The organism is Caballeronia sp. BCC1704, assembly GCF_902833455.1.
GTDB lineage: Bacteria > Pseudomonadota > Gammaproteobacteria > Burkholderiales > Burkholderiaceae > Caballeronia.
In genome coordinates, this window is record NZ_CADFFT010000005.1 from 83,244 (window position 1) to 96,917 (window position 13,674).

Sequence of the window (13,674 nt, forward strand, 5' to 3'; positions counted from 1 at the left end):
GGCGTTGATGCGCGACGCGACCTCTGGCGCAAGATGGCGGCACTCGTAGCCGCTTCGTTGACGTTCGCCTGCGCGCGCGCCGACGACGCAACGTCCCCGCCTTCCATCGCATTGTTCTATGGCGCGCCGGTGCCGGTCGGGCAACTCGCGTCGTTCGATCACGTCGTCGTCGAACCGGACAGCGGCTTCGATCCCGCCGCGCACGCGCCGGCTTCCGGCCAGACAAAGTGGCTGGCCTACGTGAGCGTCGGCGAGGTGACGCCCTCTCGCAGCTACTTCAAGGACATGCCGCCGGCATGGCTCAAGGGCAGCAATGCGGCGTGGGCGTCGCGCGTCATCGACCAGACCGCGCCCGGATGGCCGCAGTTCTTCGTCGAGCGCGTCATCGCGCCGTTGTGGGACATGGGCTATCGCGGCTTTTTTCTCGATACGCTGGACTCGTATCAGACGATCGCCACGACCGACGACGAGCGTGCCCGCCAGCAAGCCGGACTCGTCGCCGTCATTCGCACGCTGAAGGCGCGTTATCCCGAGGCGCGGCTCATCTTCAACCGCGGCTTCGAACTGATGCCCGATGTGCACGATCTGGCCTATGCGGTCGCGTTCGAATCGCTGTATCGCGGATGGAATCAGGCGAAGAAGCGTTATGTCGCGGTGCCCGAAGCGGACCGCGACTGGCTGCTGGCGCAAGCCCAGACATTGCGCGAGCGCTACGGCCTGCCGGTGCTCTCCATCGACTACTGCCCGCCTGCGGACCGCGCCTGCACGAACGACGCGATCCACGAGATCAGCGCGCAGGGCATCATTCCGTATGTCACCGACGGCGCTTTGCAGACCGTGGGAACCGGCCCGGCACGCGCGGCATCGGCGGCGAGCGAAAGCGCCGCGCCGCTGTCCGCATCCGATGCCGCCGCCCGGCGCGACTTGCCGCGCACGATCCTCGTCGTGCAGAACGTGCAGCCCGGCGCGAGCCTCAATGTGACCGCCGGCGTGCGTTACGTGTCGATGCCGCTCAACTGGCTCGGCTACCGCGTCGAGTTCGCGGATATCGCAAAGCCGCTGCCCGAGGGGGACTTGTCGAGCCGGTACGCGGGCATCGTCATGTGGCTGGACTCGCCCGCGCCGGATCGCGCGGCGTTTCACGACTGGCTCGAAACGCAGGTCGATCATCACGTGCCCGTCGCGATGCTGACGACATTCGGCATCGACATTCAGGGCGATCTCGCGCAAAAGCTCGATCTCGTGCCCGTCGCGGGCCGGCCGGGCAATCGTTTGCGCGTCGAGTCGATGGACACGTCGATGATGGGCTTCGAGATGAAGCCGCAGCCCGATCCGCACGATACGACCAACGTGCGCGCCGGCCCGCGCAGCCATTCGCTGCTCAGGCTCGCATCGGCGGATGCGGGCAACGACTTCGCGATCGACGCCGCCGCGATCATGCCGTGGGGCGGCTACGCGATGCGCCCGTTCGCCGTCTTCGACATGCGGATGGCAAACGAAGCGCGCTGGGTGCTGCAACCGATACGCTTCTTTCGCGCGGCGCTGCGCCTGCCCGACGACATGCCCGCGCCCGATCCCACGACGGAGAACGGCCGGCGTCTTCTGATGACGCATATCGACGGCGACGGCCTCGCCTCGCGCGCCGAATTCGACGTGAACGGCGGGCCGATGAAGGTCTCGACATCCGCCCCGCCGCAGTATTCCGGCGACGCGCTCTACAAGGTCATCCGTCAGTTCGGCCTGCCAACGACCGTGTCCGTCATCGAAGGCGAGATCTCCGACGACGGCCCGTATCCGAAGGATGCGCCGCGCCTGCGCGCGATCGCGCGGGACATCTTCGCGCTGCCGAACGTCGAGATGGCGAGCCACACGTACACGCATCCGTTGCAGTGGATGCGCGTGACCGGCCTCGGCAAGTCCGGCGGCGACACCGACACGGCCGAGGGCGGCAGCCGCGCGAACTACAACGGCCTGTCCATCGACATTCCCGGCTACCGGTACGACACCGACCGCGAGATCGGCGGGTCGATCCGCTATATCGACCGGCTCGCGCCCGCCGGCAAGCGCGTGAAAGTGCTGCTGTGGAGCGGCGACTGTCAGGTGCCCGCGCCGGTCATCGCGGCGGCGGACAACGCGGGCGTCTACAACATGAACGGCGGGGACACGCTCATCACGAAACGCTATCCGAGCTGGGCCGCCATTGCGCCGCTCGGCGTGGACAAGAACGGCTTCTTTCAGGTGTTCGCGCCGAATCAGAACGAGGAGGCGTACACCGCGCTCTGGCAGGGTCCGTACTACGGTTACCAACGCGTGCTGGAAACGTTCGACATGACCGAGCGCCCCATCCGCTTCAAGCCGGTCGATGTCTACTACCACATGTTCTCGGGCACCAAGTACGCGTCGGTGAAGGCGTTGTCGGACGTGTATCGCACGCTGTCGACGCAACCGCTCATGCCCGTCTACGTCTCCGAATACGCGCAAAAGGTGCTGGACTTCGAGCGCATGGATATTTCGCGCGATGGCGACTTCTGGCGCATCCACGGCAGCGGCGCGCTGCGGACCGTGCGGCTGCCCGAAGGACGCGCGCCCGATCTCGCAAGCGCCGAGGGGGTGGCGGGCTATTTGCCGGGGCCGGGCGGCGTGTATGTGCATCTGACGGGCGCCGACGCCCGCTTTCGCGTGATCGATGCCGCGCGCGCCGCGAAGCTGCCGTATCTCGCGGAAGCCAACGGCGTGATCGATCACTTCGCGCGCACGCCGCGAGGCTTCTCGTTCGATCTCGCGTCGCACGCCGCGCCGCGCTTCGCCATCGGCGGCGAGGCGCACGCGAACGCTTGCATGGTGAAGGCGGATGGCCGCCCGCTCGCGCCTGGCATGGCGCAGGGACGGCGCGTGTATTCGCCGTCCGGCTCCGCTCACGCAACGAATTCCGTTCATGTCGATGTCGTCTGCGCAACCTGACCGCCAGCGGCTCTTCTCGCCGTTCGTCGTCGCGGCTTTCGGGCTGCTGGTCGGGCTCGTGCTCGTGCTCGCGTTTCCTCGCGAGCGGCTGGAAGAGCGGCTGCTCGAAGGCCGTCAGGTCGATACGCTGACCGTCGCTTATCTCGAAGCGTGGCTGCGCATCGAGCCGAACAACGCCGAAGTCCTGACCGAGCTGACGCAGGAGTATCTGAAAGCGCAGCGCATCGCGGACGCGCAGAAGATGCTGCGCCGCCTGTCCGTTTCGTCCGATCCGCAGGCGCAGTCGAGCGCGCTGCGCACGCGCATCGACCTCGCCGAGGCGCAGGCTTATGCGCTGAAGCCGGGCGATCCGGCGCGCGCGGCGCGGCTTGCCGAACTCGATGCCCTGCTCGCCGAGGCGCTCGACAAGCCGTGGGATGCGGCGCAGATGCAAACCTTCGCGAAGAAGGCGCGCGCGTTGAACGACAGCGCGCTCGCCGGGCGCTACTACGAGCGGCTCGCGCGGATGGAGCCGGCGCAGGCGCCGCGCTGGCTCGCTGAGGGCGCGCGACTGAAGCTCGCCGCGGGCGACTACGCCGGTGCCGCCGATGCGTTCTTCGCGGCGCAGGCTCACGCCGCGACGCGCGAGGACGAGCGACGCCTATACCTGTCCGCGTTGCAGGCGTTGCAGTCGGCCAACCGTCCCGCCGATGCGTTAGCCGCCGCCGACGCGCATCTCGGTTCGCTCGCGCGCGACCGCGAGACGCTGCGCTATCTGACGCGGCTCGCGCTCTCGGCGGGCCGGCCGGATATCGCGGACCGCTACGCGCGACGCCTGCTCGACATGTCGTCGGGCGAGCGGCGCGACGGGGCGTCGAGGCTCGCGGGGTGGCGTGGGGGGCGCGAGGCTGTGCGGTTGGCCGAGGGCGCGCTGAACGTGCGGAACCTGCGGAACGGGGCGAGCGTGGGAAATACAGCGATCGCAGGGAACGCTCTGCTCGTGGTAAGTCCGGGGGACGCGGGAAGCGGGCTGAACGCGGCCGATGCGACAAGCGCGAGAAACCCAGCCAGCCCAGCAAACGCAGCGAATGCGAAGAGCATGCAAAATGCAGTCTTTGCGGTGAACGCTTCGCTCGCAGTGGGCGCAGCGCACGCAGGAAGCGTGCTGAATGTGGGAACTGTGGGGAACGCGGCCAGCGAGGCGAGCGTGGTCGGCGCGGCGGACGCAAGGAGCGCGAAAAGCGCGATGAGCGCCGGTAGCGTGGCTAGGGCGACAAGCGCGAGAAACGCAGCGAGCGCGGCGACCGCGAAGAGCATGCAGCATGCAGTCTTTGCGGTGAACGCTTCGCCAGCAGTGGGCGCAGCGGACGCGGGAAGCGTGCTGAACGCGGGGACTGTGGGGAACGCGGCCAACGAAGCGAGCGTGGTCAGCGCGGCGGAGGCAAGAAGCCCGAGAAGCGCGGTGAGCGCCGGTAGCGTGGCTAGGGCGACGAGCGCGAGAAACGCAGCGAGCGCAGCGAACGCGAAGAGCATGCAAAATGCAGTCTTTGCGGTGCACGCTTCGCCCGCAGTGAGCGCAGCGCACGCGCGAAGCGTGCTGAACGCGGCGACTGTGGGGAACGCGGCCAACGAAGCGAGCGCCTTGCGCGCGAGCGACGTGGCGAGCGAAGCGCCTGCGACGAACGCAACAAAGCTCAGCACCGTCCTCTGCACACGCGCCTGCATGACCGGCCGCGCCCACGCGATCCCCGCCGTCCTCCGCGCCCGCGACCGCTTCGCGATCCTCCGCGTGGCGAATCAGGAACCGTCCGCGCCCATCGAAGCATCGGACTACGAACTCGGCTTCAAAGTCTTCCTGGCCAACGGCGATCTCGCTAGCGCCCAGCGCGTCGCGCAGGACGCAGTGAAGCGCGACCCGGCATCGACCGAATGGCGCGAGCGGCTCGCGCAGGTCGCCGAGTGGAATCACGCGCCCGATGTCGCGCTCGCCAACTATCTCGCGCTCGCCCGCGCGCGCAACGACGAGCGCGACTGGAAGCAGGTCCAGCGCCTCGCCCCCGCGCTCGGAGACAACGACGCGATGCTCGCCGCCGCCATCCACGAATCGGACCGCGCGCCGGGCGACATGAAGCAGCTCGACCGCGTGGTGAGCGCGTACGAAGCGCAGGCCGATCCCGACGCCGCCCTGCGCTTCTTGCAAGCCCGCGCCAACGGCGCCTATCGCCGGCCGGTGCTGGAGCGCTACGCCCGGCTCGCCGAACGAAAGGGCGACGACGACCTCGCCATCGCCACCTACGAGCGCCTGATGCGCGAGTTCGGACCCGATTCGGCGTACGCGCTGAAACTGAGCCTGATGTACTACACGCGCACGCAGTTCGACCGCTCGCTCGCCGTGCTCGATTCGGCCAAGAGCCGCGCCCCTGCATCGGATGCCGACTTCTGGCGCTTCTACGCGATGCTTGCGACCGTCGATCAGCAGGACGGCAAGGCGCGCGAAGGCTACGGCAAGCTCGTGCAAGCGGGCGTCGCGACGCCCGACGATCTCTCCGCGATGGTGTCGCTCTACGACAATCAGCCGCTCGAAGCGGGACGCATCGCGGAGTTCGCGTATCGCAAGACGGGCAGCGAGCGCCTGCTCGAACTTGCCGTCTACGACTATCTGCGGGCGCGCGCGACGGGCCGCATCCGCGCGTTGCTCGCCTCGCTCGATCCGGCCTCGCTTGCCGCAGCCGAGCGCTCGCCGCGCTTCTTGCTCGCTCGCGCGCAATACCTGCGTCGCGCGGGCGATCCCGACGGCGCGCTCGTCGACACGCGCGCTGCCGCGGCGCTTGCTCCGGGCGACGACGAGGCCCGCGCCGCGCTCATCTGGGCGCTCAACGAACGCGGCAGCAACGCGGAACTGCGCGCGACGCTCGCCCGCCACGCCCGCGATGCCGAACGCGACAGCACGCTCTGGGCGCCGTACGCGGCGTCGTATCTGCGCCTGGGCGACGCGCGCGGCGCGCTCTCCATGATGCACAAGGAAGCCGCCTCGCGCCGCGACGACCCGCTGTGGGCGCTCGGCTATGCGGACGCGCTGGAACTGAACGGCCGCATCGACGATGCCTGGCGCGTGCGCAACGCCGTGTGGAAAAAGCAGATGGCGCAGCGCGCGGCGGGCAAGCAGCCTGTAACGCTCGACGACGAGCAGCGCGAAGACCTGCGCGCGCGCATGGTCGGCCTCACGGACCAGTTCGCGGGCGGCGACGCATCGCGGCAAGTGCTGATCGAGCTGCTGCGCGCCGATGGCGGCGACCATGCGGACGACGAACCTGCGCAACCGCCGTTCGCCTCCACCGACGACGCGATGCAAAGCGTCGCGCATCGCGAAGACAAGCGGCGGCGCGTCTACTCGGCGGTGGCGCGCGAGGCCGCGCTCGGCTGGCTGCAATCGCACGACGCCTACGACGCCGAAAGCCTCTGGCTGCTGCGCCAGTACATCGACAGCGCGACGCGTCCCGTGTATGCGGAAGTGACCATCGCGCTCGCCGAGCACGACCGCGCGACGCTGAATCGCCTGCTCGATACCGAAGCCGACTGGATTCCACGCCAGAACCGCCTCGACGCCGAAGCGACGACCGGACGTTTCGGCGACGTGCAGACGCATGCATACGAGCAGCAGTTCGCGCTGCCCGACGACGAAATCGTCAATCAGATTCTGCGCGAGCAGTTGCTGCGCAACGCGCAGGCCATCGCACCGCGTTTTCGCGTGGTGGAGCAAGGCGGGCTGTCGTACACGGAGGCGGGCATCGGCGCGGGCTTGCGGCTGTCGCCGACGCAATCGCTCGCGCTCGATTACGCCGAGCGCAATCAGCACGGCGACGCGTCATTGCCGAACGTGCCGCGCCACGACCGCCAGTTGTCGCTCGCGTGGCGGCATCTCGGCCTCGACGACACCGAGCGCGTGAGAGTCGGCCGGCGCAACGCGCTCGACGACTTCACCACCTTCCGCCTCGACGGCACGCTTTTCGAGCAGCAGAACCTGAGCTTCAACTACGCGCTCGGCTTCAATCAGATGGCGACCGAAACGAGCCAGCTGATCGTCGGCGGCGTGAAGCATCTGGCGAGCGTGGGCGTGAACTATCGGCCGGACCCGCATGTGTTCGCGGGCGGGCGCGTGGAATATGCGCGTTTCTACGGACAGGACAAGTCGTTCCTCGGCACGGGCGCCGTCGCGGACTTCAACGCGGGCTACAAGCTGCGCGTCGATTATCCGGACTACACCGTTCGCGCCGTGCTCACGCACGGGCAGTACAGCGCGTCGGGCAATCCGGGCGGACAACTCGCGCGTCTGTTGCCGGCGGGCGCGCCGCTCATCGCGCAGCAGTTCATGCCGCAGACCTTCACGCAGGAAGGCCTGCTGTTCTCGTTCGGCGACGATCTGGAAGAAGGCTACACGCGCGCGTGGCGGCCGTTCTTCGCCGCCGGGCCGATCCACGATTCGAATCAGGGCTGGACGGCCCAGGTGCGCGTGGGACTGGCGGGCAGCGTCTTCGGCAACGATCAGGCGACCATGTATTACGAGCACGCCGGCGTCACGTCCGGCCGCACGCAGGCTTTCACGGAGTACGGCGTGCGCTATCGCTGGCTGTATTAGCCGCGGTCGCGTCACGGGCATCGAAAAACGAGGCAAGCGGAGCACACATGAAAACGACACGACAATTCGAACGATGGGCGGGCCTCTTGCGCAGCGTGTGGGTCGCGCTCGCGTTGAACGCCTGCGCGGTGGTGGATCGCAGCGACAACGCCAGCGCCGCGCTCGACAAGAACGCGAGCTGGACCGTGCTGCCGATCACCAATCGCACGGAAACGCCGCAGGCGGGACTGCGCGCGTCGGCCATCGCGCAGAGTCTGCTGACATCGGGCGGCGTGGCGCTCACGCGCTATCCGGATAGCGGCGACGAGGAAACGCTCTTCGATACCGCGAAGCCCGGCATCGACACGAAGGCGCTCGCGTGGGCGCGCTCGCAGAACGTGCGCTATGCGCTGACCGGCACGGTGACGGAATGGCGCTACAAGGTCGGCGTGGATGGCGAGCCCGCCGTGGGCCTGACCTTCGATGTCGTCGATGTCGCAAGCGGCAAGGTCGTCTGGAGCGCCGCTGGCAGCCGCACCGGATGGAGCCGCGACGCGCTCTCGGGCGTGGCGCAGAAGCTCGAAAAAGAGCTGCTCGGCGCGCTGACGAAGTAGCGCCATGGGTACCGTGGACGGCAAACCGCAGGCATCGGCCAAGCCGGGCGGCGCGGCGCGCCCGCGACGGCAACGCGCGGCACAAAGCGGGCAGTCGGTCTCGCGCGACATGCCGTGGGCGCGCGTCATCGCGCCTTCGGGCATTTCGGGCAGGCGGGCGGCGTTCATCGCGATGGAAGTGGCCGTCGCGACCGTCGTCATGGCGGGCATCTGCTGGCTGGTCGATCCCGCCGATCCGCTGCTGTTGCGCACGGGCTTCGGCTGGGTGTGGCTCCTGCCGGTCGTCTTCGCGCTGCGCTACGGCACGCTCGCCGGCATGGCGAGCGCGCTCATGCTGCTGCTCGCGTGGTATGTGTCGGACGCGGCCGGCCCGCCTCGCCCGCACGCGGCATTTCCCGGCAGCTTCTTCTTCGGCGGATTCGTGCTGACGCTCCTATGCGGCCAGTTCGCCGATATCTGGATCGGCCGTCAGCGGCAGGCGCGCATCGCCAACGACTATCTCGCCGAGCGTCTTTCCATTCTCACGAAGAACCAGTTCCTGCTGCGCCTGTCGCATGAACGGCTCGAACAGGACGTGCTCGCGCGCCCGGCCACGCTGCGCGATTCGCTCGCCCGCCTGCGCACGCTCGCGCTCAACGACGAGGACGACGGCCCGCTCATCGGCGCGTCGCGCTTTCTGAAGACGGCCGCGCAGGCGTGTCAGCTGGAAACCGCGAGCCTCTTCGTCTGGAACGGCAACACGGTGCAGACGACGCCCATCGCGAGCGTCGGCGAACCGTTCACGCTCGATCTCGCCGATCCGCTCGTCGCCGAGGCGCGCGAAACGCTCGCGCTCACGCATCCGGAGTCGCGCGGGATATCGGGTGGCGCGGCGGGTGGCGCGGGCGCGGAAGCGAACACACGCTACCGCGCCGTCGCGCCGCTCCTCGATGCAGGCGGCCGGCACGTCGCGCTGCTCGTCGTCGAGCGCATGCCGTTTCTCGCGATGACCCGCGACAACCTTCAGTTCCTGCTCGTGCTCGGCGGCTACTACGCGGACAGCGTGCGCCACGCCGAGATCAGCCGTTCGGTGTTGCAGGCGTTCCCGCGCTGTCCTTACGACTTCGCGCTGGATTACGCGCGCCTCGTGCGCCTGTTGCGCGATACGGGCGTGGAGTCGTCGCTCGTCGCGCTCGTCTTCGACGCGAGCGAGCTCGGCGTCTCGCTACACGAACACGTGCTGCGGCTGCGGCGCTCGCTGGATGCGCAATGGCCCATCTTCACGGCGACACAGCGCGTCGTGCTTACGCTGATGCCGCTCTCCGGCGAAAGCGCGGTCGCGGGTTATCTGCTGCGCATCGAAGAAAACCTGCGCGCGCAGTTCGGCGCGGACTTTGAATCGGCCGGCGTCGCGACGCATTCGATGCGTCTTTCCGCCGATTCGCCGATCGACGCGCTGCATCAGTTCCTGAGGCTGTGTCATGCCGACGCGTGAACGCCCTATCCATCGCGCGACGGCGTGGCTGGCGTGGCTGGCGTGGCTCGCGTGGCTCGCCGCGCTGCTCGGCGTCGCGGTGCAGATCGGCATGTTCGTGCTGGCCTCGCGCGACGGGCCGCCGACGCGCGTGCTGCTCACCTGTCTCGCCGCGCAGGCCGTGGCGGCCACGCTCCTCGCGTTCGCGTGCTGGCGGACGCTGCCCGCGCGCTATCGCTCGAAGGGCGCGTGGTGCTATCTGTGGCTCTTCGTGTTCGCGGTGCCGGTGGGCGGCGCGCTGGTTTCCGTCGGCGCGATGGTGCTCGCGCTCGCGTTGCCGCGCCGCGTGACGGCGAAAGGCATCGCCTATATCGAGGAGCCGGAGTTCGCGACGCATCTGATTCCGCATGTGTCGTACGGACGCGGCGCGCGCCTCAAGGCCGAGTTGCAGAACGCGGAAGCAGCGACGTCGCTTCGCATGACGGCGCTGCTCGCCATGCAGTCGATGCCCGCGCACACCATCAGTCCGCTGTTGCGCGGCATGCTCGCCGATCCGCTCGACGATATTCGCCTGCTCGCCTACGGCATGCTCGACAGCCAGGAGAAGCGCCTCACGCAGCGCATTCTCGCCCAACGCCCTCGCCTGTCTGAACCGCTCACGCCGCGCGAGCGTTACGAAGTGAACAAGACGCTCGCCGAACTGTACGGCGAACTGATCTACGCGCATCTCGTGCAGGGCGACGTGTATCGCAACGCGGCGGAGCAGGCCGATGCCTACGCCGCCGCCGCGCTCGATATCGAACCGGCGGACGCGGCGCTGTGGCGCATGCGCGGACGGCTCGCGCTCGATCGCGGCGATCTCGACGCCGCCGACATGCTGCTCGAACGCGCGATTCAACACGGCTTCGCGCGCGACCGCATGCTGCCTTATCTGGCCGAAGCCGCGTATCTGCGCGGCGACTTCGCCCGCGTCAAGACGCTTCTCGGACAGATGAGCCCGTCCGCGGTCTTGCCCGTCATGAAGCCCGTACTCGATTACTGGCGCGGCTCGCTCGCCACGCTGCGCAAAGGCGCCTCATGAACGCAAACATCGCCGATATTCCGCCAACATCGTGGCCCGCGTTGACGACGACGCTGCCAAAGGCCCCGCGCGCCGACGTCGTGCTGCTGCTCGAAGGCACGTTCCCGTATGTGAGCGGTGGCGTGTCGAGCTGGGTCAATCAGATGATCCGCGCGTTTCCGGACCTGAGCTTTGCGCTGTGCTTTCTCGGCAGCCGTCCGCAGGATTATCCGAAGGCTTCGTATGCGCTGCCGGAGAACGTCGTGCATCAGGAGAATCACTTTCTCTACGACTTCGCCGCGAACCCCGAAGTGGCGAAGCGCCGCGGCGATCGGGCGGCCTTCGCGCAATCGGCGCAACTGCACGAAGCCATGCGCAATCCCGCGATACGCGCCGCGGCCGGCTCCATGCTGCGCGACATGCTCAAAGACCTCGCGCCGGACGGCCGTCTCTCCGAGAGCGAGTTCCTCTACTCGCGCGAGGCGTGGAACTACGTGACGGAGCAGTATCGCGAGCGATGCACCGATCCTTCGTTCGTCGATTATTTCTGGACCGTGCGCGTGATGCACAAGCCGCTGTGGCTGCTCGCGCGCATCGCCGACGGTCTGCCGGATGCGGGCGTCTATCACACGGTGTCCACCGGCTATGCGGGCTTTCTCGGCGCGCTCGCGCACTATCGCACGGGCCGGCCGTTGCTCGTGTCGGAGCACGGCATCTATACGAAGGAACGCAAGATCGACCTGTTCCAGAGCCAGTGGATACGCGACAACCGCAGCATCTTCGAGCGCGACGTGTCGCAAGTCGGCTATTTCCGCGATCTGTGGGTGCGCTTTTTCGAAACGCTCGGGCGCGTGTGCTACGACGCGGCGGAGGACATCATCGCGCTCTACGAGGGCAATCGCCAGCGGCAAGTGGCCGACGGCGCACCCGCGCAAAGGACCGCGAGCATCCCGAACGGCGTGAACCTGCCGCGACTCGCGCCGCTGCGCGAAAAGCGCGCGCCGGGCGTGCCGAAGACGCTGTGCCTGATCGGGCGCGTGGTGCCGATCAAGGACATCAAGACCTTCATTCGGGCGATGCTGACCGTGGTGCGCAAGGAACCGCTCGCGGAGGCGTGGATCGCCGGACCGGAAGACGAGGACGTCGAATACGCGAAGGAATGCCGCAGTCTCGTCGACAGTCTCGGGCTCGAAGGCAAGGTGAAGTTTCTCGGCTTCCAGAAGATCGAAGAACTGCTCCCGAAATGCGGCGTGCTGGTGCTCAGTTCCATTTCCGAGGCGCTGCCGCTCGTGGTGCTCGAAGGCTTCGCGGCGGGCGTGCCTTCGGTGACGACCGATGTGGGCTCCTGCCGACAACTGATCTACGGCCTGCCCGGCGAAGACGCGGCGCTCGGCGCAGCGGGCCGCGTCGTGCAGATTGCCGATCCTCGCGCGCTCGCCGACGCCGCGCTCGATCTGCTCGACGAGAACAACTGGCGCGCGGCGCAGGCGGCAGGCATCGCGCGGGTGGAACGCTTCTACACGCAGGAGCGGATGGTCGGCGCGTATCGCGTGCTGTACGAGCGGCTGATCGGCGGCGAAACTACGCGCGAAACAATAAAGGATACCTAAACGTCATGGCGGGAATCGGCTTCGAACTGCGCAAGATGCTTCGGCGCGACACGCTCGTCGGGCTGATGCAGGCGTATGCCTACGCGGGCCTCATCAGCGCGGGACCGTGGATTCTGTCGATCATCGGCATGCTGCTGATCGGCATTCTGAGCCTGCCGTTCGTGCTGCCGACCGGACTCATCACGCAGTTCCAGGTCTCGGTGACGTACCTCATTTCGCTGTCGCTCGTGCTGACCGGGCCGCTGCAACTCGGCTTTACACGCTTCACCTCCGACCGCCTCTTCGAGAAACGCGCCGACATGGTGCTGCCGAACTATCACGGCGCGGCGCTCGTTTCGACCGTCGCCGCGACGCTGCTCGGCGGCATCGCGGTCGTCTTCCTGTTTCGCGATCAGTCAGCGGCGTACCGTCTGCTGATGCTCGCCGGCTTCGTCGTGATGAGCAACATCTGGCTCGCGACCATCTTTCTGTCCGGCATGAAGCAGTACATGTCGATTCTGTGGGTGTTTTTCATCGGCTATACGCTGACGGCGGGCGCGGCGATCACGCTGAATGTGTTCGGCCTGACGGGGCTGCTCGGCGGGTTCGTGTTTGGGCAGACGGTGCTGCTCGCGGGCTTGCTCACGCTCATTTATCGCGATTACACGAGCGACCGCTTCATCGCGTATGACTTCTTCTCGCGGCGTTACCGCTATCCGACGCTGATGGCGACGGGCTTTCTCTACAACCTCGGCATCTGGGTCGACAAGTTCATGTTCTGGTACGCGCCGGGCACGGGGCAGACGGTCATCGGGCCGCTGCGCGCGTCGATCATCTACGACATTCCCGTGTTCCTCGCCTACCTCGCGATCATTCCCGGCATGGCCGTGTTTCTGATGCGCATCGAGACGGATTTCGTCGAGTACTACGACGCGTTCTATGGCGCGGTGCGCGAAGGCGCGTCGTTGCAACACATCGAGCGCATGCGCAACGCCATGGTCGAGGCGCTGCGCAATGGGCTCTACGAGATTGTCAAGGTGCAAGCGACGGCCGCGCTGCTGCTTTTCGCGATCAGCGCGACGCTGCTCAGCTGGCTGCGCATTTCGACGCTCTATTCGCCGCTGCTTTATGTCGATGTGATCGCCGCGAGCCTGCAAGTGCTCTTCATGGGCGTGATCAACGTGTTCTTCTATCTGGACAAGCGGCGCGTGGTGCTGGCGCTCGTCGCATTGTTCGTCGCGTCGAACGTGGTGCTGACGGGACTGACGCTCATGGCGAATCCCGGCTGGTACGGCTTCGGATTCGCGGGATCGCTGCTCGTCGTGGTGCTCGCGAGTTTCGTCTGGCTGGATCGAAAGCTCGATTCGCTGGAATACGAGACCTTCATGATTCAGTGAGCGTCC

General features: G+C 67.4%; 7 protein-coding genes. All 7 read left to right on the forward strand.

From position 1 onward, the window contains the following. Positions 1–33 precede the first annotated feature (33 nt). The 7 genes from HWX53_RS23500 to pelG are packed head-to-tail and all read left to right on the forward strand — an operon-like array spanning position 34 to position 13,668. Positions 34–2,961, forward strand: coding sequence for a bifunctional glycoside hydrolase 114/ polysaccharide deacetylase family protein (locus tag HWX53_RS23500; protein ID WP_244140232.1), 2,928 nt, complete (start codon positions 34–36; stop codon positions 2,959–2,961). After that, the gene (locus tag HWX53_RS23505) at positions 2,936–7,576 is read left to right on the forward strand and encodes a tetratricopeptide repeat protein (protein ID WP_175945432.1); all 4,641 of its coding nucleotides are present in this window, start codon (positions 2,936–2,938) and stop codon (positions 7,574–7,576) included. Before HWX53_RS23500 ends, HWX53_RS23505 begins: the two co-directional genes overlap by 26 nt. A 47-nt stretch (positions 7,577–7,623) precedes the next feature. Beyond that, positions 7,624–8,169 carry a penicillin-binding protein activator LpoB gene (locus HWX53_RS23510; protein ID WP_175945434.1) on the forward strand — a complete coding sequence of 182 codons (546 nt, stop codon included), beginning with the start codon at positions 7,624–7,626 and terminating at the stop codon, positions 8,167–8,169. Positions 8,170–8,173: 4 nt separating this feature from the next. Further along, positions 8,174–9,643 (forward strand): PelD GGDEF domain-containing protein, encoded by a 1,470-nt coding sequence (locus tag HWX53_RS23515; protein WP_175945436.1) that lies wholly within the window; start codon positions 8,174–8,176, stop codon positions 9,641–9,643. Next, on the forward strand, positions 9,630–10,703 hold the full coding sequence (locus HWX53_RS23520; RefSeq protein WP_244140233.1) for a sugar ABC transporter permease: 1,074 nt from the start codon (positions 9,630–9,632) through the stop codon (positions 10,701–10,703). The genes HWX53_RS23515 and HWX53_RS23520 overlap by 14 nt, the downstream gene beginning before the upstream one ends. After that, positions 10,700–12,292, forward strand: a complete 1,593-nt coding sequence (gene pelF, locus HWX53_RS23525) for a GT4 family glycosyltransferase PelF (RefSeq protein WP_175945438.1) — start codon at positions 10,700–10,702, stop codon at positions 12,290–12,292. Before HWX53_RS23520 ends, pelF begins: the two co-directional genes overlap by 4 nt. Positions 12,293–12,297: 5 nt before the next feature. Further along, entirely contained in the window at positions 12,298–13,668 is a 1,371-nt protein-coding gene (pelG, locus tag HWX53_RS23530) for an exopolysaccharide Pel transporter PelG (protein ID WP_175945440.1), read from the forward strand. The last annotated feature ends 6 nt before the right edge of the window (positions 13,669–13,674 follow it).

Bases quoted from the DNA above. Each gene is read 5' to 3' on its own strand.
- HWX53_RS23520 (WP_244140233.1), top strand. From the start codon at position 9,630: ATGCCGACGCGTGAACGCCCTATCCATCGCGCGACGGCGTGGCTGGCG.
- pelG (WP_175945440.1), top strand. From the start codon at position 12,298: ATGGCGGGAATCGGCTTCGAACTGCGCAAGATGCTTCGGCGCGACACG.
- HWX53_RS23510 (WP_175945434.1), top strand. From the start codon at position 7,624: ATGAAAACGACACGACAATTCGAACGATGGGCGGGCCTCTTGCGCAGC.
- HWX53_RS23505 (WP_175945432.1), top strand. From the start codon at position 2,936: ATGTCGATGTCGTCTGCGCAACCTGACCGCCAGCGGCTCTTCTCGCCG.
- HWX53_RS23500 (WP_244140232.1), top strand. From the start codon at position 34: ATGGCGGCACTCGTAGCCGCTTCGTTGACGTTCGCCTGCGCGCGCGCC.
- HWX53_RS23515 (WP_175945436.1), top strand. From the start codon at position 8,174: ATGGGTACCGTGGACGGCAAACCGCAGGCATCGGCCAAGCCGGGCGGC.
- pelF (WP_175945438.1), top strand. From the start codon at position 10,700: ATGAACGCAAACATCGCCGATATTCCGCCAACATCGTGGCCCGCGTTG.